Here is a 25115-nt window from a genome sequence, read left to right as displayed (position 1 = left end):
CGTTGACGCGATCGTGGCGACACATGCCACCGCCGAATTGGGGCTTTACAACATCGCTGGTGAAGTTCGTAAGCCGCCTGCAGGTACCTGATCGTCAGACTCATGTAGCGCCGACTCGATCGGACTAATGCGCGACCACCTTTTTGCCGAGCACTGGCGAGCCGGATTTCACCAGCCGGCCTAAATGTACCTACCAGTACAATGTGTCTCGCGGTCGAAGATGTTGTTGTGGTAGTCAAAATTTTGCATCAGTCGTGAATACCGAGGCTGGTATTCACCCCTTGACGGCGGAAGCTCCGCTGCCCTAGGCCATAGGTAGGGTCTGTGATATCGAGCAATCTGGTGGTCGTCTTGGCTTTCGGGGCCGTCGTGCCATTCGTCTACACCATGACCGGTAAGTTGCGACTGCCCGGACCGGTCCTGGAAATGCTAGCCGGTATCTTGATTGGTCCTGCGGCGCTCGGCTGGGCCAGGCCGGATGAACTGGTAAACACGCTGGGAACGTTGGGATTGTCGTTCCTACTGTTCTTGGCCGGCTTCGAAGTCGACGTGCGTCGCTTCAGGACGAGGATCGGACCCAAGGTGATGATGTCGTTGCTCATCTCGATGCTGCTCAGCGCCGCGACGATGGTAACGATGGATGCGAGGATCGGTCAGGGCAGCCTTCTGGTCGGTATAGCCCTGCTGGCGACCTCGCTCGGAGTTGTAGTGCCCGTCTTGGCAGACGCTGCGGTGGCCCGCCAACCTGTAGGCGTCATCACCGTGTCATGCGCGTCCGCCGGCGAAGTTGCAGCAGTAGTGGCGTTCTCGTTAGGGGTGGCCGGATCGCCGACCCCCCTCATCGGACGACTGCTCCTTCTCGGTTTGCTCTTGACCCTTGTCGGCGGAGTCGGCACAGTTCTAGCAGGTGCCAGACATGCTTCGCGCATCGTCTTTCTCATTCAACGGCTCGCTGATACCAGCGCCCAAATCCGGATTCGTCTTACCGTGTTGGTGGTGACGGGAATCGCCTTCGCGGCAGCACGTCTGGGCTTCGAATCGATCCTCGGCGCATTCTTGGCCGGGGTGCTGGTCCGTACCGTCGACCCCGAACCCCAACGTGCCCACCCGCTCTATCGCATCAAGATCGAAGCGATCGCCTTTGGACTACTCGTGCCGGTCTACTTCATCCGCAGCGGAATGGCGCTCGACGTGGAAGGCTTGACACAGCAGCCCGCGACCCTGGCGGAAATGGCTCTGTTCCTCGCAGCACTGTTGGCGGTGCGGGGTCTGCCTGTCGTCGTGTTCTGGCAGGAGTTATCCAAAACTCAGTTGCTCGCGTCTGCCCTGTTGCAGGCAACTTCGCTGCCATTTCTTCTCACAGCCGCCCAAGTTGGTCTGCAGATGGGTTTATTGTCTCGGTCGACATCCACCGCCATTGCAGGCGCGGGGATGTTGTCCGTCCTAACATTTCCACCGATAGCGCTGCGGCTGCTGGCCCTGCCCCAATCAGGCCCTCGACGTCGACGCTTGCGCAGGCGACCAGGGAGCGCCGACCAAAACCGACCTCCCTGATCGAATGGTGCTCGGTGCGGCCCCAGGCACACATACACCTACTGGTCGTTCAATCACCGCGCGCCGCGACACCGCAGCTCCGAAATCGCACAGCACGCGTTCATCACAGCTGTCGCGGCACGGTGTCGCCGCCAGCCCGCGAGCCCTGATGGTTGGGAACCCTGACCGATGTCACACACACACCCACACGGTTGCAGGATATTTCGGCGACAAGCTTCCCTGTACCGATAAGTACATATAGGCTGCTGTCGTTATGGCGCTCACCGAAAGGACTTCACGATGCGATTGACCGCACTCATCTCCGCAGCACTGTTGTCGGTAGCCCTGCTGTTAAGTGGATGCAGTTCCTCGAGCAAAGGGGGCCAATCGAGCTCGTCATCCCAGTCGAGCGTGACGGCTCCCCAGGGGTCTGCCGCGTCGCGTTCAGGCACATTCACCGGGCTCAACGGTAAGCAGGTTGCGGGCAAAGTCACAGTGACCGACGGCCAGATCGTGTTGTCGAACTTTTCCTCCGACGAAGGGCCGGATTTGCACATCTACCTGGCTAATGGCACTGACGAGAGCGCCGTCGCCGCGGGCAAGGTGATCGCCAGCGTCGCTTTCGACAAGAGTTCGCAGACATTCCCGCTCAGCGGCCTCGACGAATCGAAGTACACCACCGTAGTGATTCACTGCGACAAGGCCAAGGCATCCTTCGGGGCCGCCACGCTCTCATGAGTTCTCAGGCACGCCCTGCCGCGCTGTTGGCATGGATCGCCTTCGGCGCGGCAAGGGCGGCGCTAGGCATCTTATGGCTGCACGAGGGCTGGTTCAAATATCGCGCACACTTTGGTCGCGCCGACATCTTGCTCGTTGTCGACGGCGCGAAGGCCAATAGCAGGGTCCCCGACTACTTCACAGCTCTCTCGGAATCGGTGCTTCGCGACAACGCAGGCTTGTTCGGGGTAATGATTCCGCTACTCGAAACCACGTTAGGAATCGCGCTGATTGTCGGAGTGCTCAGCTTGCCTGCGGCGATGGGCTCGATACTGACCCTACTTTCCTACTGGAGCTCCGACCAGCTCATTGCTCAATATCCAATTATGGCAGCGCTTTCCGTGATCGTCATCGCGTGGCCAGCTCAGTCAACGCGCCTGTCCGCCACATCATTAGTGGTACGGACATTGCATCGTCGCCAGCGCGGGCAACGACTGATCGAAGGACCACTGCGACGCTGGCTGTAGTGGTCCTTCGATGCCAAGCGTGATGCCCCGGCTTGATGCGATAGCCGCGCCCTACATCCAGCCGCCCGCGGCGTCGATGGTTGCTCCTGTGATGTATGACGCGTCATCCGAGAGCAAAAATGCTGCGACCGAGGCAATTTCAGCTGGCTCGGCCCATCGGCCCAGCGAATTCATTGACTTAACGACGACCTCGGGCGCCAAGTCGCGCAGCACTGGCGGTGTGTAGCTTGCGGCGTGCTTGGCTGCCATGTCGGTGTTCGTACCTCCTGGGGCGATCGCATTGATGCCGATGCCGCGTTCGGCCAGTTCTGGCGCCAGATTCAGCACCATCGCTGAAACCGCGGCCTTACTGGCTGCGTACAGCGTGTGCTGATACACCGCAATCCGAGCGCTGATCGACGAGGTGAGCAAGATGCGGCCGCCCTGCGTCATCGCCGCGACCGCCGCCTGGGTCGCGAAAAGCTGCCCTGCAACATTGACGTGAAACACTCGATCTACATCGACCGGCGTAATTGATTCCAAAGGCCCGAAATGCTCGACACCAGCGTTGCTAGCCAACAGGTCTAACCCGCCGAACGCCGCCACTACCTGAGCAACCAGATCAGCGGTCTGGGCAGCATCGCTTACGTCGCCCTGGACCGCAAGCGCCCGATCACCCCCGCCCAGCTCACGGATCAATGCCTCAGCAGAGGCCGCATCACGCACGTAATTGACCGCGACTCGTGCACCCTCGCTTGCTAAGCGTCGCGCGATCGCGGCACCGATACCCCGGCCGCCACCGGTTACCAACGCACGCTTTCCTGTCAACCGTCCAGAATGCGACATGGCTCGAACTCCCTGTAGATCGGCGAAGACTGACACCTTCGTGTTAACAACTTTCGTGGAATCCTTCCGCAAGGCAAGACTTCTGGCTTCGTTGCGTACCCACCGCTAGAGGTGCCGAACCCATCGCGCAAAGACGCAAGGCCGCCACTACGCGTGGCCACCTTCTGATCGCCGAAGTCGCGCGCGGTGGTGTGTTCACAGACTTCGGCTCTGTGTTGGAAACGGCGTGCTCCCGAGGCCCTTCGCTGTTCAGCCACCACTTCAGCCTTTCCCACAAACACTGCCTGCACCATCGCCTGTACGTTGAGCCCCCGCCACCGTCAGACAACCGGGCTTGACCCTGCCCATCCGGACAGGTCCGTCGGTTCCGGCGGAGAATTGAGCAGTCCGAGTTGGTTTCCAGGCGCCCTCGCAATACTTCTCCTGATTCCTGAGGATGTGGTGACAGCATCGCCTCGGGTGAAGACGGGGCCGGCGGCGAGTCGGTGTAGGCGGCCTGCCAGACGTCAGCGCCTCATGGCACTGCGGCCTCGCGGACGGAGCGTGGAAACCGCAGCATCCCCCAGCAGTTCTCGACCTACTGCACGGAGCTTGTTGGCAGCGTTGCGCTATTGGGTCGGCTCGATGCCAGCCCGCGGCTTGTCAATCCTCGCAGAGGATTACCAGCACACGCCGGCGCCGCTCTACCATCCTGCCGCTGGACAATGACGCAGTCGAGCCGACCTTCAATCCAAGACTTTAGGATTCGCCCAGGGTGCCGGGAGGGAGTCAGCTCAGCCCCAGTAGGGCGTTCTCCACCACTTCGGGCAGCGCGGGGTGGATCCAGTACTGGCCGCGGGCCATCTCGTGGGCGGTGAGGCCGAAGCTCATCGCCTGGATCAGCGGCTGAATCAGCGAGGACGCCTGGTAGCCCATGAAGTGCGCGCCTAACAGCTGGCCGGTGCTGCGCTCGGCGATCAGCTTGACGAGTCCGGTGGTGTCCTCCATCGCCCACCCGTAGGCGATAGCGCCATAGTCCTGGATCTTGACCAAGATGTCGAACCCGTTTGCCACGGCTTGGTTTTCGGTCAATCCGACGCTGGCTAACTGGGGATCGGTGAACACCGCCGACGGAACGAACCGGTGATCGGTGACGGCCATCGACCCCGTGTCATCCCAGTCGCAGAGCAAATTTCGCTGCACGACACGGGCCTCGTGGTTGGCGACATGCTTGAGCTGAAACGGCGAAGACACGTCGCCGAGTGCGAAAATCCCATGGGCGGAGGTCCGTTGAAATTTGTCGACGACGACGCGGCCGTACTCGAGGGCGACTCCGGCCTGCTCTGCGTCCAGCAGGTCGGCATTGGACACCCTCCCTGTTGCGACCAGCAACGCGTCCGCATCCAGGATGCTTCCGTCGTCGAGTTGCAGCGACACACCCGAGTCCCGATTCTGTCCGCCAACGACATTGCGGTGGGTCCGCAGTTCCCACTTGTCCGCCACCACGCGGGTGAACCGTTCGCAGATGGTGTCATCGCAGTGCCGCAGCAGGCAACTGCCACGGACCACCAGTGTCACGCGTGAACCTAGGGCGGAGAAGACATGGGCGAACTCGGCCGCTACGAAACCACTTCCGACAATGACCAGGTGCTCGGGCAGCGCGGGTATCCGCATGATGGTGTCGCTGGTGTGGTATCTGAGCCCGGAGGCGGTGATTGCCGGCGGAACCGTCGGTCGCGAACCTGCGGCGATCACCACCTGGTCGGCGGTGAACTCCTCGCCGACGTTCGTACGCAGCAGATAACGCCCATCGGCAGCGACCGGCCCGAAACGCGTATGGCTGCGGTAGACGTCGATGTTGGGAGCCGACCGGCGGTAGTCTTCGCCGCTGGGCCCGATCGGATCGATCCGCCCAAACACCCGCGACACGATGTCCGTCCAGCGCACCCCGTCGATATGCGCATCCACGCCATACCGGGCCGCACCCCGGATCGTTTTGGCCACCTCGGCGGCGTAGACGAACATCTTGGTCGGAATGCACCCGACGTTCAGACACGTACCGCCGAAGGTGCCCTGCTCGCAGATCGCCACCCGCTTGGCCGCATAGTGTTCGTTGTAAATACTGTTGCCCGAACCGGTTCCGATGATCGCGAGATCGTAGGTCTCCATCGATACGTCACCCTTTCCCCGACTGGCTCTCGAGCGGGACCGAGGCGTCGGCGTCATTGAGCCTGCTGAGATGTTCGTCGAGCCAGCGGTCCACACGGCAGCAGGACTGCCGGTGCGGATCCGAAAGCCACACCGTACGCGGGTTTGGCCGGCACTCCGCGCGTTCAGCCGACCGAAGCACGTTCGAGCATGCCGGGCGGTTCATCGGCACCGTTCCGATCCATCCGTCCGCCGTAGCCCTTTGACATGCCCGACTGCAGAAACTGGTCGCATGTGGATGCTCGCGTTGCTTGTTGCATGGCCGACGCGGCGATCTGCCATGGCGACCGACCGCGCGGCGAGAGCTGTCACAGCCTACCTTTCGATCTCAAGCCGACGATCCTGCATCGGGCTGCGGGGTCGGGCCAATGACACACGGTATATCTCTGTGGTGCGCGCGAAGTTCGGACGTTCCACCGATACGCTACGGTAGCTTAGACTGATCAGTACAGTGCGGCAACGCGCTGCCCGCGTTGGCTCGCGTGATGGCCTCGCCATCTCGACGGGCATGCGCTAGGTTGACGGACCCGTGAGTTTGAGGAGACCTCTGATGCCGACGGTGCGCCAGCGGACCTACGACATGCTGCGAGCCCACGGAGTGACGACATTCTTCGGAAATCCTGGGTTCACCGAGTTGCCTTTTCTCACCGACTTTCCGGCGGATTTCACCTACTACCTAGGTCTGCAAGAAGCGGCCGTCGTAAGTATGGCTGACGGCTATGCGGGTGTGACGGGTATGCCGGTGGTTGTGAATCTGCACAATGCACCAGGTGTGGGCAACGCGATGGGCAATCTCAAGACAGCGTTTCACAACAAGACGCCGCTGATCATCACCTGTGGTCAGCAGCGCCGTGATATGTGCCTTTACGAGCCGGGCTTTTACAACCGGGACGCCCGCGACCTGCCTAAGCCGTATGTGAAGTGGTCCTACGAACCTCAACGCGCGCAGGACATTCCCGCCGCCTTCCAGCGCGCGATCCACATCGCCTGTCAAGAGCCGCAGGGGCCTGTCTTTCTGGTGCTGCCGGTAGATGATTGGGAGCGCGAAGCAGACCCGTTGCCACTCGTCATTCGTCGGGTCTCTACCCGCGTTGCGCCTGACCCGCAGGCATTGGCGTCAGCCGCAGGGCGTATCGCGGCCGCCAGAAACCCCTGTTTGATCGCTGGGGCCGCGATTGACCGAGCGGGAGCGTGGGATGAGATGGTCGCGCTTGCCGAAAAGTTGCGTGCCGCCGTGTACGGCGCGCCGGCCGCGAGTCGTGCGGCTTTTCCCGAGAACCATCGACTCTTTCGCGGTGCTTTGGTGTTTGACCGGGAACTGCTCCGTCATTGGCTTGAGGATCACGACTTGCTAGTCGTGGTCGGCGCAGCGGTTTTCGACTTCGACATGGGAGGCATGGGTCCGGTCCTGCCCGAAGATAGCGACTTATTGCTGTTCACCGATGATCCCGAAGAGGCCGCCCGCGCGCCCGCAGGCGACGCTGTGCTGGGCAACGTCAAGTTAGCGCTTACGACCCTGGCCCAGGCGGTGCCGGAAACGACTGCCACCTGGCCGCAGACAACACCCAACATGCCAACCCCGGCTACGGGGGATCCGATACAACCGCACGCCTTATTCGCTCTACTGGAAGAACTTCGACCAAAAGATGGTGCCGTGGTGTTGGAGGCGTCTTCTCACGCCTCGGCAATGCACATGCGAATGCCGATCACCGTGCCACAAGGTTTCTTCTACGCCGGCGTGGGCGGTATCGGCAATGGCTTGCCCACCGCGGTAGGGGTGCAACTTGCGCAACCTGACCGCCGCGTCATTTGCGCAACCGGTGACGGAGCGATGCTCTACACGTTGCAGGCTTTATGGACGGCAGCCCAACATCAGGCGCGCATAGTCGTGGTAGTCCTCGACAACGCAGGTTACGCCGTTCTCAAGGAATCCGGCGATTACCTCGGCGTTGGTCATGACCAGCCGGGATTGGACACACCCGGCGTAGACCTGGTCAAGCTGGCCGAAGGATTCGGCGTACCCGGCATCCGGGTGGAACAGTACGCGGGGCTGCGCTCCGCGTTCGAGCAAGCCCTTGCCGCTGACGGGCCAATGCTGTTGAGCGTCAGGGTCGATCCGACCCTGCGACCGCTTCTGTCGTGACAACGCACGCTCTGGCCACAAGCCTTATGCGTTCCGTGCTGGGTTGTCCCGCAGCGTTTTACAGCTGGGAGGAAGCACCGGATTCGCCGAGCTGTGCGCAGTGTCGTTGGATAACAGTCTCGGCTCCGGTTTCGGTTGTAAGGTGCGGCTCAGCTGTGCAACAGCACAGCGGTCCTCCTCTACAACTTTTGGATAGCGCGCGGTTAGACCGATCGATGGGGTCAGCTGTGACCGTCCGGGCACTGGCAGGTTGGCGGCATCAGGCGCACGCTTGATCTGGCCGTGCAGATGCAGGCGCAGAAAAAATTTGGGAATCCGACGTCAACGAACGGAGTTCACCCCATGTCGAGCGGAACGCAAGCCGATGCTTTCACCGGGTACGTCCTGCCCCCGTTGCCCTACGGCTACGACGCGTTGGAACCCTACATTGATGCAGCCACGATGGAGCTGCACCACAACAAGCATCACCAAACTTATGTCGACAAACTCAACGCCGCGATCGCCCCGTACCCACAGTTGCACGGACTGATCATCGAAGATCTGCTCCGCCGCCTCGATGAGGTGCCAGACGAGATCCGCCAGACCGTGCGCGAACAAGGTGGTGGACACGCCAACCATCAGTTCTTCTGGAAGGTGATCGGGCCACCGCGCGACACGACACCGCAAGGTGCTTTGGCCGACGCACTCAAGCGCGACTTCGGCGGTCTTGACGCATTCAAGGAGCAATTCGCGACCGCCGCGGCCAAGCAATTCGGTTCGGGCTGGGCATTTCTCGTGATCAACCCCGGCACCAAGAAGCTGGAGATCCTCACGCTTCCTAACCAGGACAGCGTCTTGCTCTACGGTCGACCCGGTTTGCTGGCTTGCGATGTGTGGGAGCACGCCTACTACCTGCGATATCAGAACCGCCGAGCCGAGTATTTGGACGCTTGGTGGAATGTTGTGGCGTGGGACGTCGTTTCCCGCCGACTGGACAACTTTAACGCCGGTAAACAACAACTCTGACGGTGACGCCGAAGGACATTGCTTCGCGCTGGGGCGGTGTTGGCGAGACACACGATAGTAAGGGTGAGTTCTCAGACTAGGTCGACCGCGCCGAGGCATCCAAATCGTCCTCGCGGCCGGAAGCGGTGGGGCGGAGTCACAGAGCGTAGCTGTCCCGAGTCACTCCAGTTACCCGTTGATGGGCGTCAGCCGAGGCGCTTGTAGAAGACGATCTTGTCGTCGCCGTCGTCGTAAAACTCGCGAATGCGTGCTTCCTCAGTGTAATTGAGCGTGCGGTAGAAGCGGCGGGCACGCTCAAACTCCGGAAGCGATGATGTCTCGACTAGCAGAATGCGTTCACCAGCATCGGCGAGAGACCGCTCGAGATGACCCATGAGTTCAGCGCCAATGCCTCGCCCGTGAAGCTGCGGCAGGACACCGATTGCGAGGACATTCCACGTACCGGTTGTCATTCGTTCGGGTTCGCAGAACGCAAAGCCAGCAAGAAATTGACCGGCTTGGTGTCCAATCCAGATCTGCCGATTGTCGGGTCGTGTGAAGTAGGGCTCGATCATCTTCTCGAGCATCGTCGACGGGAACAGACCGACCGCCTCGACAATGCGCTTGATTTGGGCAACGTCGTCACGCCGGATCGGGCGCACTAGAGAGCTCATCGTGAGTAACGAAGTGTCACATAGTTTGTCGGCGCGGCCGCTAACCATCTCGGAGGCCGAGTCGCGACAACGTGTCCGCTCTGCTGCGCAGCAGCGGCGTGTTCCTTTGCTACAGAGGGCAATATGTTCCTTTCGATGGAGACGATCGACGGCAAGCAGAGACTAGACTCAACAGTACAACTCGTTGTTGCTGTTGCCATCCTCCCGAGGCCGGAACTTTGCATTACTGATTGCTGCTGCCCAGCGTTGCAGGCAGCCGAGCACCGTTACGCTTCCGTGCTCGAAATACCCGCAGTGCTATTCAGGCGCCGACTCGACGCGGCGACCAAAGCCTTCCACTTTCGACCCGACGCAGATGGCTGCATGACTACGTGGTCGGCGGCGACAGCGGAGCCTCGCCCCTGCCCTCGTCGAGCGGGAAGAGTTAACCCCGCGAACCGCCTTTAGGCGTCCCCGGCGTGACCCGAAAGCAGGAGCGGGCCAGTTGCGCGAGCTTGCGGGACCTGGAATAGTGACCGACTGGTCGGTCACTTAGGGAACGCGTGGGAAGGAATTTTTATGAATCGGCAGTCGGTCAGGTGCGCGCGGCCCGCTTCCGGAGGACTCGCAGCCGGCATTGCTCTGAAAGCTGCCGTGGGCGCAGCGCGCCCAGTCGAGATCATCGACGCCTGTGGCTCATCCGTAGCCATCAAGCGGTGGGGTCACGGCGTACCAGTGTTGTGTCTGCACGCGATAGGTCACGGCAGCGGAGACTTCGCGTCTATGGCTTCCCGTCTAGGCAACCACTTCGAAATCGTGGCAGTCGATTGGCCGGGGCACGGCCACTCACCCGACGACGGCCGACCCATGCGCCCCCAGCACTTCGCCGAACTTGCACTGGCGGTCGTGGATCGGCTCCAATTGACGCGTCCGATCGTTGTTGGCAACTCGATCGGTGGTGCGGCGGCGCTTATTGCCGCCGCAACCGTGCCCGAGGCGTTCGCGGCGGTCGTGCTATGCAATGCCGGTGGACTGGCGCCGGTCGATCGGACCGCTCGGCTGGCCACCTCGCTGATGGCCTGGTTCTTCGAAGCGGGCGCGCGCGAAGCCAAATGGTTCCCAGCAGCTTTCGGCTTTTATTATCGATGCCTCGTCCTACCGCGTGCGGCGGCCAAGGAGCAACGTCGCAACATCATCAGCGCCGGGAGCGCCGCTGCGCCTCTGCTGGCCGACGCGTGGCGCGGTTTTGGCGAGCCTGACGCCGATCTCCGGGCGCTGGCACCCCACGTGGCGGCGCCGGTGTGGCTGGCGTGGGCCCAACGAGACCGATTTGTGTCGTGGCGTCGTTCCAGAGCCGCCGCTGAGACGTTCCGCCGCAGGCGGGTCACGCAGTTTAACGCGGGTCATTCTGCCTTTATGGAGGAACCCGACCGATTCGCTGCAGAGTTCGCTCAATTCATCGCCGAAACGGTACAGGAACGGCAATGACGGACTTCAACAGAATCATGGCGTCGTACGAATCGATTCACCGTTCACCGGCCAATCGGGCGTTGCATGCAATCGGTATTCCCATGATCGCAATCTCGGCGCTGGGCATGCTCAGCCTGGTACGGATGTCTGATCACGGCGCAGCCACGTTGATCAACGGGGCGGCCGTCGCAGTAGCAGCGGCCTCGTTGGTGGTAACGCGCTGGTCTGTGCGTGCCGGAATAGGCTTCCTCGCCTTTAGCACGATCTCCTGCGGAATAGCGGACGCCATGGCGACCCAGTGCGAAACAGCCTATGCTGTAACGAGTTTCGCGGCCACGTTTGTAGCTGGGTGGGCGGTCCAGTTCGTCGGACATGTATTCTTCGAACGAAGGGCCCCGCAGTTCACCCGGCGGCCAGAAAATCTGTTGCTTGGTCCGGTGATGATTGTTGCCGAGGTGTTTCCCGCGCTGCGCCGGAGTGATCCGGCTATGTGTTCAGCGAGCGCGAGCTCTGGCGAGGACTCCGACGTTGACCGTCTTGAGCACGCGCCTTGCCGGGATCTGTGAACTTCATTCCTGCCGAGGAAGCGTGAACGCATATTGCAGTGTTCGACGAGTCGCGAGGTCGGGTCCGCCTGCCTCCAACTCGATTAGGGCGCACTCGCCGGCAGCGGCGACCCACAAATCGGCCGCTCGCTGGGGCTCCGGCCAGCCCATGGCGGCAAAGTCCGTCGCGACGAACGCTGCGCTGAGCTTCGAACGCGCTCGCACCTCATCCTGGATCGCCAGCGAACCGCGGGCTTCTAGGATCAATGCGCGCACTCCGTGATTCTCGAGGCAGTAATCCAGATACACCGTAGCCATCCGGTTAAGACGGTCCGGGCCGGCGGGCAACGTCGTCGCCACGGACCGCACCTGCTCGAACATTGCGTCGTGGAAGTGACGGTGCAGCGACACGAGGTATGCCCCACGATCGCTGAAATGGTGGAAAAATGTTCCCTTTGAGACGCCTGCGTATTGGACTACAGCATTGACGCTCATGTCATTCAAGCCGGTGACTTCCGCCATGCGCAGTCCGGCCTCGATGAGCCGACGCCGCGTGCGCTCAGCACTGGCGCGCCGCGCGGGCTGAGATTGCTGAAACGATGCCATGGCTCCCTACAATGTCTGCGAGTGTTGTCAAAACTTGGCGTCGATTATGACTGGAAGCCAAACACACAGGTCAAGCAATGACGGTAGCGCTATCGATGGCCGCCGATGGACTACGACCGGCCTATCCCGTGCCCTAAACCGTCTCGTGGGCAACTGTCTCATGGGCAACCATCGTTTCGGCCGAGCGAAGGACATCTGGGGCTGGACTTGGCGGACCGCAGACCCTCGCATGTCGAACGTCCGCCAAGCCCGGCCAGATGTTACCTCTGCTTACTTGCCGTGCTCGCCGACTAGGCCGGGCCAGTTTCCGTCGGCCTTGGCCAGGTTGCCGTCATAATCCTTATCGAACTCGCTGCGGAGGCCTGCGTTCAAGATCACCGTGAGTTTGCCGTCCCGCACCTCCCAGGTGTTGATGATGTCGGCCGGGAACAGGGCGCCCACCGAGACCCCGAATGCGCAGAAGCCGCCAAACTGTGGGACGTACCTGTCCGGGTTGGCGTTGAACATCTGCTGGTGTGCGCTGGTGGCAAACATGTAGCGCGCGCCGTGATGCTCGGCGGTGATGCTCGGATCACCGTTGACGGGCTCGTTGTCAGTGACAAAAGCGACCGGATCAAAGCCGTCGAGAGCGAAGCCGCTGGCCCCGGCAATGTTGACGAGGGCGCGCGAGTGGGTGGACATGGATCTCTTTCTCCGTTCATTTGTTCGGACTCGCCGCCCAACTGCGACGAGCAGAGATTAGACATCAAAGACCCCCGCCCCGTTACAACCATCGAGCAACTTCACCCACAAAGTTTCAGTCGCCTTCCGGTGACGGCAACTTTCCCGGGGGCCGACCGACGGCCTCTCGTGAACCACTCAAGCGTTGCTGTGAGAATCGTGTTTGCCGCTGGGATTCGTCAGCCGCAAATCGCCGATCGGTCGGCAACCGCGTCAATCGCTCCGGTAGCGCTTCGACAGATGGGTCATCTATCGGCGCTTCTGCCGTATATACCAGGCCGCCAACTGACTCGGGTGAGTTGCGCATGCCGTCATTCGCTAGTCGTGACTATGTCGGCGAAACTCGTCCATCAGCGCGTCGAAGTTGGTGGGACGGATCTCGATCGACTCCTGCCGCGCCGCTCGCGTAATCCATATCGTCCGTCGAATTTGGTCTACGTACACTCTGCACGCTTCGCACAGGCTCGTGTGCTGCTCGAAGCGAGCCAAGTCTGTTGCCACTAGGGCCGTTTCGAGATAATCAGTGACCAACGCGACGGCGTCCGCGCAGGCAATGCGCAAGTCGTTAGCGATGAAGGCGTCGTCAGCGCTCATCGAGGTACACCTCCAGCAAGTTGCGTAGTACGGCGCGGCCTCTGTGCAACAACACACGTTGGTTCGCCGCTGATATGCCGAGCGCCTCGCATGTCTCCTCGCTCGACCAGCCCTCGATGTCACGCATCGACACCACCTCACGTTGAGCACTCGGCAGCCTGCGCAGCCCATCAAGTACCACCGCACGAACCTCCGCCGACATCAGCCGCTGCTCGGGTAAAAGGTCCCACCGGCCAGGCACATCACGCCAGTAGTGTGCTCCGAGTTCAGGATGGGCCATTCGATCCGGATCAACCGACGGCCGCACGTCGGTTTCGGGCCCGGCCGTCGCGTACGGCACCGTATTGAACTGACCCCGCGCGAGGCTGCGCACACGGTTGAGGACGACGCGCACGATCCACGTGCGGAGGCTCGCGCGACCTTCGAACTTACCGATGGACCGCACCACCGAGAGCCATGCATCTTGCACTGCGTCCTCGGCCATCGCTGCGTGAACATAGACGCTGGCCATCCGCACCAACGGAGCGTGCAGGGTTTCGACAAGGGCGCTAAATGCTTGTGCATCGCCGGCTTTCAGCGCCGTAATCAGATCGGCCTCGGTTTTCCACCGATCGTCAGGAACCGTCCGCGTTTCGACCACCACCTCGGTATCGAACTCCTTCATCTGCGGCTGTAACGGAATCGGACACGATCGTCACTACACAGTATCCGCTGCGCCAACTGCGCCGCGGTTCCCGAAAGATTCACCCGCTGAAGGAGAACATCATGAGCAACCTGCCCCTCGTAACCGACGCCACTGCGGCTCCCGACCAAGCAGCGGCCCTATCCGCGGTCAAGAAAGCCATGGGCGCAGTCCCCAACCTGACCCGCGCGATGGCACACAGCCCCGCGCTGCTGCACGGCTATTTGGGCCTGGCAGGCGGCCTCGACCGCGGCACGCTCGACAGGTCCACCCGCGAACGATTGGCCATCGCGATCGCCCAATCCAACGCGTGCTCCTACTGCTTGTCGGCGCACACCTACCTCGGGCAGAAGGTCGCCGGCCTCAGCGCTGAGCAGGTGGCCGCAGCGCGCAAGGGCGACGCCGACGACGCGAAGACCGCAGCACTTCTCACGTTTGCTGTGACTGTCAACGAACACCGCGGACAGATCGATGACTCTGCCCTTGCCGCCGTACGTCACGCCGGCGCAAGCGACGCTGAGATCGCCGAAGTGATTGGCCACGTAGGGCTCAATGTCCTGACCAACTACTTCAACAATGTCGCCCACACCGACATCGACTTCCCTGTCGTGTCAGCGTGATCGTCGCCTCGGCTCGACGAAGCATCTGCTTGGCAGGCTTCGTCGAGCCGAGGCGTTGTGGGTCAGGACCAGCACTGTACCATTACGTACAGAAAGAAGAGCCGACGCGAAGTGAGGCCCGTTATCTCGTCTGAAAACAGCCTCGCTTGAGTGGCCGCGATGCACCCCGAAGCATTCAAACGCTAGGTGGTCCAACGAATATTTCATCGGCGGGTTCGGTCTCGAGTACCGAGGTTCTGCGCCATGCCATCAACGCGTCACGACCATTCCCAGCCAGCCGAAGGAGCTGTGATGATTCCAGAATCCACTAATCCGCACCGGGACTACCCTCAGATGGCGGCCGACCGTGGGCGCATCGAACCGGTCCCACGCCGGGTTCGTGGCTACTTCAACGGGATCCTGGTATTCGACACGAAGGCGGCCCACTACGTCTGGGAGGTGGCGTATTACCCGCAGTACTACGTGCCTATCGAGGACGTCGACACGTTGTGCCTGGTCGACGAGCAGCACACCCAGAAACTCCAGCTAGGGTCCTCGCGGCTGTTCTCGCTGGCAGACGGCAACCGCACGGTTAAGTCTGCTGCGCGCCTTTACGATACCGGTCCGCTCGCGGGGAGTTTCCGCTTCGACTGGGACGCGCTCGACTGGTTCGAGGAGGACCAACCGCTCATCGGCCACCCGCGCAGCCCGTATGTCCGGGTGGATGCGCTACGCTCGCACCGTCACGTCAGAATCGAACTCGACGATGTCCTACTGGCGGAAACCGAGTGTCCTGTACTACTTTTCGAGACGGGTTTACCTACTCGCTACTATATTGACCGCACCGACATCGACTTCTCGCATCTGAAGCCCAGTCCAACACAGACCATTTGTCCGTATAAGGGGATCACCTCAGGCTATTGGTCGGTGGAGATCGGAGAGCGTCTTCACCCGGATCTGGCCTGGACATATCGGCATCCTACGATCTCCGTCGTGGAAATCGCCGGGATGGTCGCGTTCTACAACGAGAAGCTAGACATCTACGTCGACCAAGCGCTGCTGTCGCGACCCAGCACACACTTTGGGTGACTGACGCCGCGAACCCTCTCCTCAACTCGGTGCTTTCATATAAACGATGAGATATTCTGTGCAACAATTTATTTCGGTAGCTTAGGTAAGTACTCGACCTTCTGTGCGTCGAAAGACATGACATGCTCGTGTTGGTGCGCGAAGTGAGGAATTCATTGCGGATTGTCGGTTCGCCGGCCGTCGGCACTTACCGGCACCCGAACATCGTCGCCCTCAACGTTCTCGCCGGCGACCGGCTTGGTCAGCGCTACCCGCACTACGAAACAGATTGCGCTCACGAGGTAGAACCCGGCAGTCAGCAACAACCAACGCGAGAAGTACGGCGCCTGAGTCAGCCCTGTCGCCATCTGATATGTCGACGCCCCTTGTTCGATGATGCCAGGCAGGAAGAGCAAGAGGATCAACCCGCTTGCCACGGTGGGTAAGCGGATGTAATTGACGATCAAAATATCGCGTACCGAGCGATGACGAACGGCCCCATTCGGTAATGATCTCGCAGGGATCAGGCGTTCCGCCATCGCGTAAAGCGGAAACAGGACCAAGTCATGAGCGATGATGGCGACAGCGAACCAGACAGCGATCGACTGCCACCAAACTCTCCGGTTGAAAAGTTCTTCGAGGCCGAGGATTGATACTGCGTAACCCCCAAGTGCCAGCGCGGAGAGCAACACGATGAGGTGCAGCAATCGCTCACCGTACAGTCGTCGTCCCACACCTAGCAGGTAACGCATCATGTCGTCCGGAAGTCGATAGAAGACACCCACTTGGTGCAATGCACACCAGGAAGAGCCGGAACAATGATTCGTGCCGGATAACCGTGGTCAAGCGAAAGGTCGGCGCCGTTGACTTGGAACGCCAGAAGCGATCGCGGGTCCACGATTTGATTACTTTGCAGCACAGCGTGATTGAAGCTTCCGAAACGTTCCAGCGATGACACGAGTGCAGAACCAGGCCGTGGAAGTCCGACCGCCGCCGCGAGGTCGCCGAGCCGGATCCCCGTCCATTCCTGCGTTGTCGACCACCCTTCGACACAAGCGATCGGCAGTTTCACCGTGTGGTGCGGCATCGCCGCCAGCTGCGTGCGATCCAGTGCTATATCGCCAACGCCGACGAGTCGCAGATGCCAGTCTGCTCCGGTAAACCTCGAATCGATCCCTGCGGCAACTGCGGTGCGGTTGATCTGGAAATCAGTTGGGCCCGTGCCGTAGCTACGTCCTCGTGGCAGCAGCACCGCCGCGCGACGCATGACTCCCCCGATAGTCTGGCCCGCGCTCAGCACTCCGACAAGCGCGCTCCCACCGGCGACGACGGCCAGCATGCCGCGGCGACTCAGAGTCGCCGGATCGGGATTTCGCGCCACCAGTCCGTCCTCATCGGACGGTTCCGGGACCGTGTCAATTCTCGAGGTTGCCAGGACGCTTCGCATCGATCGTGAGCGTAGACCGGTCATCATTTTGCTGAACTTGATGCTGACATGGGCAACGAAACCGGCGATGAAGACCCAAGCCCCGAAGTAGTGGGCGGTGTAGAAGCTGAAACCGAAGATGTAGTCGTACTGGATGTTCAACACGCCGGTGACGATCTCGAACAGTATTCCGCCCACCAGCATCAGCAGCGAGACGCGCTCGAGGATGGCGGCGATTGATCGCGCCGGAGGCCAGCTGAAAAGGCGTGGGATCACAGACCATAACTTGGCGAGAACTACGGGAATGATGATCAGCCCCAGTCCGACGTGCAGGCCCTGTGTCAGGCGGTACAGCCAGCTCGGCCTGGTGGGCCAGTCGAAGGTAGGCAGCTTGAGTAGGCCCACGTCGAACGGGATGGCCTGGCCAAATTGGGGGCCATAAGCAATGTATGACAGCAGACCGGTCAAGATGACGACAGGCAATACGACCAACAGAATGAGTCCGAACACCGATGTCAGCCACGGACCCCGTAGTGGACTGCGCCACCTGATCAGCAAAAGACCCGGCGGAGGACGCTTTTCCAGTGCCCGCCATAACGCCGCGGGAAAGCCATATCCCTCGACGTGTTCGCCAGTTGGCGCCGATGAAGGAGCGCCATTCTCGGCGCGGCCAGTTGGAGAAGCGGTCGAATCGCCTTCGGGCGGTGTAGAGGTCGTCACGTCGGACTCGAGCCTCATCTCGTGTTGGGCAGTAGTCGGCGACCGTTCTGACTGCGTCAAGCAGAAGTGTACCGTGCAGTACGCTTACGCCGCAGCCTGTAGATCGATGGCGACTTTCTGGCCTCCTCTGCCCGGAGTCACTGCGACCAGATCACGGCGGCTTCGAAGCCATAGGCAGCTGCAGGCGTGGGTCTGGCACCGGTGTAACGCTCTGCACTCTGGCGGTCACTAACCGGTGACCCGTTTTCACCGAACCTCTTGGATGGAGTTCTGATGCACACTCCGCACGCACCCCTGGCAAAAGCTGCTGATGTCATCAGCACTCTCGGCGGAGTCATATTGCGCTACGGACTGTGCATTCCGCTGGCCTGGATCGGCTTACAGAAGTTCACGATTCAGGAGGCCCAGGCAATCAGTCTGTTCATCAACAACCAACCCCTGATGAGCTGGCTGTACAACATCTTCAGCCTTCAGGGGTTGTCCAGTGCGCTGGGCACTATCGAGATCGCCGCCGCCGTACTGATCGCGAGCCGGCCGGTCTCGGCCTGGGCCGCGGCCACCGGCAGTGCCATCGCCGTCTTCCTTTTCCTGTCGACGCTCAGTTTCTTGTTTACTACCCCAGGCGTGGTCGAGAATTCGTCTGTATATGTTCCGTTGCTCACCGACACCGGCGGCTTTCTGATCAAAGACATTGCTCTGCTGGGTGCGGCCACGTGGACGCTGGGTGAGGCGCTGCGTGCCGCTTGGGAGCGTCGATCGGCCAGGGTGTCGATACAGACTGTGTGACCGACGGCGATGGTCGGCCGCCCGTTCTATATCACTCGAATGCTCGGCAGCGCCAACAACTTGCGGTCAACGCTCGCATGGCACAAACGAAGTGGTTAGCGGCCGGCACCCAGGCCGCGGGCGAGGACGGTGACCAGCCGGCTCAGTTGGCGCCGGTAGGCCTGCACGGTCAGTGTTGCGTCTTCTTTGGCGCCTCGGGCGGCGTCGTAGATGACGTCGGCGGCGGTCGCTGGTGTGAGACCGACGTCGCTCAGGTTGATGGTTCCGGCACGATCAGCGTTGGCCAAGAGCTCACGCAGCAGCCGCGTGGAGCGTTGACGCGAGTCACGGGTGATGTCCCCGCAGGTGCGACTGTTCTCGTCGAGTAGCTCTGCACCATAGGGCGACGAGGCGGTCAGGGCCACGAACGGCGCAAAGCGCGCCGACAGGACGGCGTAGAGCTGATCGGCGATTGGCGCGTCGGGGACGGCGGCATCGGCCATGGCGCGGATGCGGTCGTCATGCAGTTGCGCGACAATGGTGCGAAACACCTCCTGTTTGGAGGCGAAGTGCGCGTAGACAGTCGGGCGGGAGACTCCGGCGGCCGCAGAGATTGACTCGATGGAGGCGCGGCGAAAACCCACCTCAAGGAATTGACGGCGGGCGGCATCCACGATGGCATCGCGTGCACGCGTCCCACGCAGCTGCCCTTCGGAGGCTGACACACGCCAGAGTATAGAGCCCAACAATATCTTGACACTTTTATTGGTTTCGTAAACGATTATTGGATGGTCGTCAAGGAGTCCGGGTTCCCGAGGTTGCTGTCGCCGTGGAGGATTCGCCACAGCCAGATCCGTAACCGCGTCGTCTTCCCACCGACCTGTCCCACCTGGGTCGACGATCCGTGGTCGGGGCGCTTCACCGATCAGGCGGTGGCGTATTACCGCGAACGTGCCGCTGGCGGGGGGGGGTTGATCATCATCGGCGCCACCCACGTTCACCCGTCCTCTTTGGCCGCGCCGCTCACGGTGGGCTCGCTGTATGACAATCGCGCGATCCCGCCGTTGGCCCGGGTGGCCGAGGCCGTGCATGCCGAGGGCGCCAAGCTCGCAATTCAGTTGCTGCACACCGGGGTTCGATCGATGCTGGCGTTCAAGCAGGACACCCGTTTTGACCCGGACGCGGAGTGGTTCTCGCGCGCACCGTCGCAGATCCCGCTGGGCGAAACTCCCGGGGCGATGACGCCGAAGGCCATGGACGATGGCGAGATCGAAGAGATCATCGACGCTTTCGGTGCGGCGGCGGCGCGGGCGGTCGCCGCAGGCCTGGACGGCGTCGAATTCCACCTCTCCCATGGTTACCTGCCATGGCAGTTCCTGTCCCCGCTCTACAACCACCGCGACGACGCATGGGGCGGGGATTTTGAGCGCCGGCTGCAATTCCCGGTCCGCTGTTTGGACGCGATGCGCTCCGCGGTCGGCGACCAGCCGTTCCTCGGATACCGGATCAACTCCACGTCATTTTGGCCGGGTGACCTTGAGACGCCCGACGTGGTCGAGGTGGTACGCGAACTTGAAAAGCGTTGCGACGTGGACTACGTGTCGGTGTCCGCCGGGGTCCACCACGCATTCATCCACACCCCGATGCATTTCGAGCAGGGCTGGGAGCGCGACTTGGCCTCCCCGATCAAGGCGGTGTCGGGGAAGCCGGTCCTGATGGTGGGACGCATCACCGAGCCGCGGGTGGCCGAGCAGCTATTGGTCGAGGGCCACGGCGACGCGGTGTGCTTGGGGCGCCAGCTCTTTGCCGACCCGGACTGGGTCACCAAGGCCGAACAAGGCCGGCCAAAGGATATCCGCCGCTGCGTCGCGGCCAACCTGTGCTGGAAGACTGCGATGCAGGGCCGTCGCGTGCAGTGTGTCTACAACCCGGCGATGGGCCGCGAAGCAGCATGGGGTCGAGGCACGCTCCGTCGCGCCGACGCGCCGCGCCGCGCGCTCGTCATCGGGGCGGGTCCCGCAGGCCTCGAGTACGCGCGGGTAGCAGCGGCACGCGGGCACACCGTCACCGTCGTGGAGGCCGCCGACCAGGTCGGCGGTCACGCGCTACTGCAGTCGCGGCTGCCCACCCGCGCCGAGTACGGACGCATCGGTACCTGGCTGGGTGAGCAGGCCGTCGGCAACGGCGCGCAAATACGTACCGGGGTGCGTGTGGATGGCGCTCTCCTTGACGAGCTGCTGGCCGAGCTGCAGCCCGACCATGTGGTGCTGGCTACCGGCTCGCGCGCCGCCCGCGACGGCTTCCAGGGTTGGACCGGGCAGCCGGTGCCGGGGTGGCAGAGCGGCCGCACCGCGGGCTGGGATGAGGTAGCTGAGGGCAGCGTGACACCCGACGGCACTGTCGTGGTCGTTGACGATCAGTCCGATGTGGTGGCCCCTCTGACCGCCGTGCTGCTCGCGCAGCGCGGCGCGCAGGTGTCGCTGGTAACGCGGTGGCCGATGGTGGGGATGGAGACGATCCTCGACGTCTACCTTGAGTGGATTTACCCCCAGTTGTATGCCGCCGGTGTCGAAATGGTGCGCGACCACTGGATCACCGGCATCGACGGCAAGCAGGTGACACTGTCGCTGGTGCATGACCCTACCGGCGGCACAACCCGGCAGGTCACTGCCGACTGGATCGTGATGGCCACCGCGCGTCACTCCCAGGACGCACTCGCACAACCGCTGCGGGAACGCGAGGTCTCGTTCGAGGCCATCGGTGACGCCGTCGCACCCCGCGGCACCTACGAGGCGGTCTACGAGGGGCACCGCCAAGGCCGCAAGCTATGAGGCTGCGCGTGGTCGGCGGATCCGGCGGGGACACCGTCGCGGCGTGGGATGAGCCGCGTGAGCGGTGGTTGCCGATCGCGGACGCGCTGGCCCGCCCCGAGGTGTCTCCATCGCTGCGTGCGGTGCTGAGTGCCTGTTCGAGCGACGTGGTGACGTTTCTTGCTGCCGGTGCCCCGGCCCGCGCGGCGGTACGCGAGCTGGCCAAGCACGTTGCGTCGCAGCGTTTTACGCCCGATCTGAGCTCACGGCTGCCGTTTTCCGCGCGCTCGCTGCGGCCCTTCCTGCTCTCACCGAGTCATTCCGAGGGTGTCGCCCGAGGCATGCTGGCACGCTACGCGCCACGCGCGGCCCGCGTGGCCGGCGTGTACGAGCGCCTCGCGGGCCGCCCAATCCCCCGGTTGCGGGTGCGGCCCATGATGCTTCACACCCCACTGCTCTACCAAGGCAACCATTGCGCGCTGGTTCCCGACGGAACACCCATCCCGGTGCCCCCGTACGGCCACGATCTGGACTTCGAACTGGAACTGGGCTTCGTGGTCTGCCATCAGGTCCGCGACGCCACCGTCAGCGCCTGCCGCGACGCGATCGGCGGACTCGTGTTGCTCAACGACATCTCACTGCGTGACACCCAATGGGAGGAAGTGCGGGGCAGCCCGCTCGGCCCGGTGAATAAGTGCAAGTCGTTTGCCACTGCCATGTCTAATGAGGTGCTCACCGCCGACGACGTGGTTGACGATATTGCTTCGCTGTCGGGGACCGTGGAAGTCAATGGCCAACAGTGGTGCCACGGTCGCGCCGATGACTTCGCGCACTCGCTGCAGGCGTGCCTCCACCGCGCGTGCGCCGGCGAGACGGTGTATGCGGGTGAACTCTTGTCCACCGGCACCCTGGCCGGTTGTAGCGGAATTGAGCTGGGCCGGTTACCGCCGCCCGGCGCGACAGTCAAGCTCATCGTGCCGCGGATCGGAACTGTGACGAATCGTTTTGGAGGGAGCACGAAATGAGCACTGTCCAGTGGCCCGCGGGCCACGAACCGGCCGGCGCCGCGATCCATGAGACCAACCTCGGAGCCAGCCGCGCCGCACCCGAGGCGGTCTGGGCATGGCTGGTGCGACCTGACCGCTGGCACGACTACTACGGCAACGCCAAGCGGATGCGTTCCCGCGGCGGCCCGTGGCCCGGCGTCGAGCTGGGCAGCCGCTTTTCCTGGGTGACGTTCGGCGCGCCGGTCACTACCGAAATCACCGAATACGAACCCCAGGAGCGGCTCGCCTGGACGGGCAGCGGCTTGGGTTCACGTGGCCATCACGCCTGGGTACTGACCGCCCGCAGCGACGGCGGTACCGACATCCGCACCGAGGAGACCCAACGCGGAGCAGCCTCGAAGCTGCTCAGTCCGGTCCTGGCGCCGGCGATGCGGCGCATGCACCAGCGCTGGGTCGACAACCTCGCCCGCATCGCCGAAAGCGGGCGGCGGCCGTGATCCTGCTCTACGGCGCCACCGGCTACACCGGGCGCCTGGTGGCGCGCACCTTCGCCGAGCAAGGCTTGCAGCCGGTGCTCAGTGGGCGGCGCGAAGACGCCCTTCGCGCGGTCGCCGATCCGCTGGGCCTCGACGTGCGGATCGGCGGATTGGACGACCTCGACCTATCCGCTACGCAGGCGTTGCTCAACTGCGCCGGCCCTTTTGGACGGACCCAAGCGCCGTTGCTGCGCCGCTGTGTGGACGCGGGCGTGGCCTATCTTGATCTCGCCGGCGAGGTCGACGAGCACCTGGCAGCAGCGGCCTGGAACGACCGGGCGCGCGCAGCCGGCGTCCTGGTGATGCCCGGCGCCGGGTATGGCATCGTGGCCTCGGACTGCCTCGCCGCCTACGTCGCGGAAACCTTGGTGGGCCCACCGGTTCGGGTTGAAGTGGCATTGAAGACGGTGGGCGCAGTGTCGCGCGGAACGGCCGAAGTAGTGCTCGGCTCGCTGCGCCGCCCGGGTGTGCGCAGGCGCAGCGGCGCCCTCGTCGCCTGCCGGGCCGGCCGGGCACGCATGAAAGTCGATTTCGGCGACGGTGATGGTCTGACCACTGTTGTCACTAACCCGTGGCGCGCAGACCTGGTGGCCTCGGTTCCGGCGGCTCCGTCCTATGACACCTACATGGCTTTCCCCACCCCGGTACGGATGATGATAGGCATTCCCCACGGCGGGCTACTACGCGCGGTGGCCCGCCGCCTGCCCGAGGGCCCCACCGACGAGGCTTTGGCCCAAGGTCGCAGTGCGGTGTGGGCACGAGCAACTGGCACCGGCGGCGCTCAAACCACCGCGGTGCTACGCGGTCCCGACGCGTACATCTTCACCGCCAAAGCCGCCGCCGCCTGCATGCGGCGCATCCTGGCCGGTGACGCGCCCCCCGGCGTGCACACACCAGCCAGCGCCTGGGGGTACGACCTTGCGTTGGAGATCGACAGGGTAGTGCGCGTCGACGTTTAGCGGCATGCGCCGCAACCGAGTTCGACCTCGCGGTCACGGTTGGCTGGCTCCCAGTTCGTCACCGCTGACCGTCATCCCTACGCTGCCGCACTTAGAAGACATGACCAACCTCGTACGGAGCCAGCTCATGCGAGCAGGATCTGTCCGGCAGATGGGACGTGTAACGCATTGCGTACTGCGGTGCACTCAACGAAGAGAACACCGAACACTTAAGGAGCGTCCGTGTCCCAGCCCCGCGATTTCATTGACCACAGTCCCGTTGATGCGACGACGTCACACAGCGCACAGGTGGTGCCCGGTTGGCGTCTGAATTTCGCCGCCGGCGCCATCCCGTTCACCGCGGGATTGATCACTTTTGTGACCACGCAGCTCGGCGTGGCACGCCCTGATGCTCCGTGGCCGACCGGCCTGAGCAGCTTGGGTTTTACCTTCAACAGACTTGCGGCCGCAGGAAACGGTGCTCAGCAGTGGGCCGAATTGACCGGATCGGTCGGCGGTGTCAACGTCGCGGCCGCGGCCGTCGCGGTCAGCGTGGTCGCACGGTTCGGGCTGCGCGCCGGCCAGCGGTGGGCCTGGTGGTTCCTGGCCTTCTGCTTGTTGTGGATCGGGCTTCACGACGCATTCGCCGCCACCCGATTCTTTGCCGCCACTGGGCAACCGATCATCGTCATGCCCTACAGCTACGTCGCGTTGATGCTTGCGGGTCTCATCCGATCCCGGAAAGCGATCTTCGCTCCGCAGGATCGGAATTGACTCGTCGACCCTCAAGGCGACGCATACCGCCTGTCCTGCCGACGGAGATGCGACGGCGATGGCCCCGACGCGCGGCGTGGCTCAGCAGCTGCAGGTACACGGCCACAAACAGTCCCAGAGAACTCGTCAGCGGTTACCCATCGAGTGGCACCGCCTTTTGGTACCTACCGAAGCGCGCTCATGCCAGGGCCCGTCACACACCGCCTGATGCTGTACTGTCCAGTACACATTGGGATGTCTTTCGACACCCGTCACCGATTCACTACCGGCAGCGGAGGTCACTGGC

General features: G+C 62.6%; 25 protein-coding genes. 15 read left to right on the top strand and 10 right to left on the bottom strand.

From position 1 onward, the window contains the following. Nucleotides 1-324: 324 nt before the first annotated feature. From B4U45_RS22510 to B4U45_RS22500, 3 genes are all read left to right on the top strand, one after another. Nucleotides 325-1554 carry a cation:proton antiporter gene (locus B4U45_RS22510; RefSeq protein ID WP_075545905.1) on the top strand — a complete coding sequence of 410 codons (1230 nt, stop codon included), beginning with the start codon at nt 325-327 and terminating at the stop codon, nt 1552-1554. A 390-nt stretch (nt 1555-1944) separates the two neighbouring features. After that, on the top strand, nt 1945-2271 hold the full coding sequence (locus B4U45_RS22505) for a DM13 domain-containing protein (RefSeq protein WP_241780184.1): 327 nt from the start codon (nt 1945-1947) through the stop codon (nt 2269-2271). After that, complete coding sequence (locus B4U45_RS22500) at nt 2268-2777, top strand: DoxX family membrane protein (protein WP_075545906.1); 510 nt, start codon at nt 2268-2270, stop codon at nt 2775-2777. The genes B4U45_RS22505 and B4U45_RS22500 overlap by 4 nt, the downstream gene beginning before the upstream one ends. A gap of 51 nt (nt 2778-2828) precedes the next feature. Here B4U45_RS22500 and B4U45_RS22495 read toward each other — a convergent pair whose 3' ends face one another. Continuing rightward, nucleotides 2829-3638, bottom strand: coding sequence for an SDR family NAD(P)-dependent oxidoreductase (locus B4U45_RS22495; RefSeq protein ID WP_239988013.1), 810 nt, complete (start codon nt 3636-3638; stop codon nt 2829-2831). A gap of 732 nt (nt 3639-4370) precedes the next feature. After that, a complete protein-coding gene (gene mtr, locus B4U45_RS22490; RefSeq protein WP_033719500.1) occupies nt 4371-5750 on the bottom strand; it encodes a mycothione reductase in 1380 nt (459 codons plus the stop codon). A gap of 589 nt (nt 5751-6339) precedes the next feature. Between mtr and mdlC the strand changes: the two genes are divergently transcribed. Together mdlC and B4U45_RS22480 are read left to right on the top strand one after the other, a co-directional pair. Next, nucleotides 6340-7932 (top strand): benzoylformate decarboxylase, encoded by a 1593-nt coding sequence (gene mdlC, locus B4U45_RS22485; RefSeq protein WP_075545907.1) that lies wholly within the window; start codon nt 6340-6342, stop codon nt 7930-7932. Nucleotides 7933-8220: 288 nt separating this feature from the next. Then, entirely contained in the window at nt 8221-8937 is a 717-nt protein-coding gene (locus tag B4U45_RS22480; protein ID WP_272896424.1) for a superoxide dismutase, read from the top strand. 185 nt (nt 8938-9122) lie between these two features. Here B4U45_RS22480 and B4U45_RS22475 read toward each other — a convergent pair whose 3' ends face one another. Continuing rightward, nucleotides 9123-9590, bottom strand: coding sequence for a GNAT family N-acetyltransferase (locus tag B4U45_RS22475; protein ID WP_033719501.1), 468 nt, complete (start codon nt 9588-9590; stop codon nt 9123-9125). Between the two features lie 558 nt (nt 9591-10148). Here B4U45_RS22475 and B4U45_RS22470 point away from each other — a divergent pair. Both B4U45_RS22470 and B4U45_RS22465 read left to right on the top strand, forming a co-directional pair. Further along, nucleotides 10149-11057 (top strand): alpha/beta fold hydrolase, encoded by a 909-nt coding sequence (locus B4U45_RS22470; protein WP_080691824.1) that lies wholly within the window; start codon nt 10149-10151, stop codon nt 11055-11057. Next, nucleotides 11054-11605 (top strand): Mpo1-like protein, encoded by a 552-nt coding sequence (locus tag B4U45_RS22465; protein WP_075545908.1) that lies wholly within the window; start codon nt 11054-11056, stop codon nt 11603-11605. The genes B4U45_RS22470 and B4U45_RS22465 overlap by 4 nt, the downstream gene beginning before the upstream one ends. Before the next feature lie 3 nt (nt 11606-11608). On the opposite strand, the gene B4U45_RS22460 is transcribed toward B4U45_RS22465, so the two are convergent. From B4U45_RS22460 to B4U45_RS22445, 4 genes are all read right to left on the bottom strand, one after another. Next, entirely contained in the window at nt 11609-12190 is a 582-nt protein-coding gene (locus tag B4U45_RS22460) for a TetR/AcrR family transcriptional regulator (RefSeq protein ID WP_050594270.1), read from the bottom strand. Nucleotides 12191-12460: 270 nt separating this feature from the next. Continuing rightward, nucleotides 12461-12871 (bottom strand): YHS domain-containing (seleno)protein, encoded by a 411-nt coding sequence (locus B4U45_RS22455; RefSeq protein WP_050594578.1) that lies wholly within the window; start codon nt 12869-12871, stop codon nt 12461-12463. A 357-nt stretch (nt 12872-13228) separates the two neighbouring features. Next, nucleotides 13229-13504, bottom strand: coding sequence for a zf-HC2 domain-containing protein (locus B4U45_RS22450; RefSeq protein WP_033719504.1), 276 nt, complete (start codon nt 13502-13504; stop codon nt 13229-13231). Continuing rightward, nucleotides 13494-14168: an RNA polymerase sigma factor gene (locus tag B4U45_RS22445; RefSeq protein WP_225345393.1), complete on the bottom strand. Its 675-nt coding sequence runs from the start codon at nt 14166-14168 to the stop codon at nt 13494-13496. Before B4U45_RS22445 ends, B4U45_RS22450 begins: the two co-directional genes overlap by 11 nt. A gap of 101 nt (nt 14169-14269) precedes the next feature. Between B4U45_RS22445 and B4U45_RS22440 the strand changes: the two genes are divergently transcribed. Continuing rightward, nucleotides 14270-14806, top strand: coding sequence for a carboxymuconolactone decarboxylase family protein (locus B4U45_RS22440; RefSeq protein WP_033719505.1), 537 nt, complete (start codon nt 14270-14272; stop codon nt 14804-14806). 291 nt (nt 14807-15097) lie between these two features. Next, nucleotides 15098-15874, top strand: coding sequence for a DUF427 domain-containing protein (locus B4U45_RS22435; protein WP_033719530.1), 777 nt, complete (start codon nt 15098-15100; stop codon nt 15872-15874). 152 nt (nt 15875-16026) lie between these two features. Here B4U45_RS22435 and B4U45_RS22430 read toward each other — a convergent pair whose 3' ends face one another. Both B4U45_RS22430 and B4U45_RS22425 read right to left on the bottom strand, forming a co-directional pair. Further along, nucleotides 16027-16638: a hypothetical protein gene (locus B4U45_RS22430; protein WP_370530862.1), complete on the bottom strand. Its 612-nt coding sequence runs from the start codon at nt 16636-16638 to the stop codon at nt 16027-16029. Beyond that, complete coding sequence (locus B4U45_RS22425; protein ID WP_236723054.1) at nt 16605-17864, bottom strand: molybdopterin-dependent oxidoreductase; 1260 nt, start codon at nt 17862-17864, stop codon at nt 16605-16607. The genes B4U45_RS22430 and B4U45_RS22425 overlap by 34 nt, the downstream gene beginning before the upstream one ends. A gap of 408 nt (nt 17865-18272) precedes the next feature. Between B4U45_RS22425 and B4U45_RS22420 the strand changes: the two genes are divergently transcribed. Then, nucleotides 18273-18785, top strand: a complete 513-nt coding sequence (locus tag B4U45_RS22420) for a YkgB family protein (RefSeq protein WP_033719506.1) — start codon at nt 18273-18275, stop codon at nt 18783-18785. A gap of 95 nt (nt 18786-18880) precedes the next feature. Here the strand turns inward: B4U45_RS22420 and B4U45_RS22415 are convergent, their stop codons facing one another. Beyond that, a complete protein-coding gene (locus B4U45_RS22415; protein ID WP_033719507.1) occupies nt 18881-19489 on the bottom strand; it encodes a TetR/AcrR family transcriptional regulator in 609 nt (202 codons plus the stop codon). Nucleotides 19490-19552: 63 nt separating this feature from the next. Between B4U45_RS22415 and B4U45_RS22410 the strand changes: the two genes are divergently transcribed. From B4U45_RS22410 to B4U45_RS22390, 5 genes are all read left to right on the top strand, one after another. Continuing rightward, nucleotides 19553-21595, top strand: a complete 2043-nt coding sequence (locus tag B4U45_RS22410) for an oxidoreductase (RefSeq protein WP_219859512.1) — start codon at nt 19553-19555, stop codon at nt 21593-21595. Further along, on the top strand, nt 21592-22599 hold the full coding sequence (locus B4U45_RS22405) for a fumarylacetoacetate hydrolase family protein (RefSeq protein ID WP_075545910.1): 1008 nt from the start codon (nt 21592-21594) through the stop codon (nt 22597-22599). The genes B4U45_RS22410 and B4U45_RS22405 overlap by 4 nt, the downstream gene beginning before the upstream one ends. After that, a complete protein-coding gene (locus B4U45_RS22400; RefSeq protein ID WP_080691825.1) occupies nt 22596-23078 on the top strand; it encodes an SRPBCC domain-containing protein in 483 nt (160 codons plus the stop codon). The genes B4U45_RS22405 and B4U45_RS22400 overlap by 4 nt, the downstream gene beginning before the upstream one ends. After that, on the top strand, nt 23075-24076 hold the full coding sequence (locus B4U45_RS22395) for a saccharopine dehydrogenase family protein (RefSeq protein WP_033719509.1): 1002 nt from the start codon (nt 23075-23077) through the stop codon (nt 24074-24076). The genes B4U45_RS22400 and B4U45_RS22395 overlap by 4 nt, the downstream gene beginning before the upstream one ends. Before the next feature lie 222 nt (nt 24077-24298). Beyond that, nucleotides 24299-24829, top strand: coding sequence for a hypothetical protein (locus tag B4U45_RS22390; RefSeq protein WP_129560190.1), 531 nt, complete (start codon nt 24299-24301; stop codon nt 24827-24829). The last annotated feature ends 286 nt before the right edge of the window (nt 24830-25115 follow it).

Origin of the sequence: Mycobacterium persicum, assembly GCF_002086915.1 — a bacterium.
GTDB lineage: Bacteria > Actinomycetota > Actinomycetes > Mycobacteriales > Mycobacteriaceae > Mycobacterium > Mycobacterium persicum.
The sequence above is the reverse complement of the archived record's forward strand: the minus strand, read 5'-3'. Positions and strand labels throughout refer to the sequence as shown.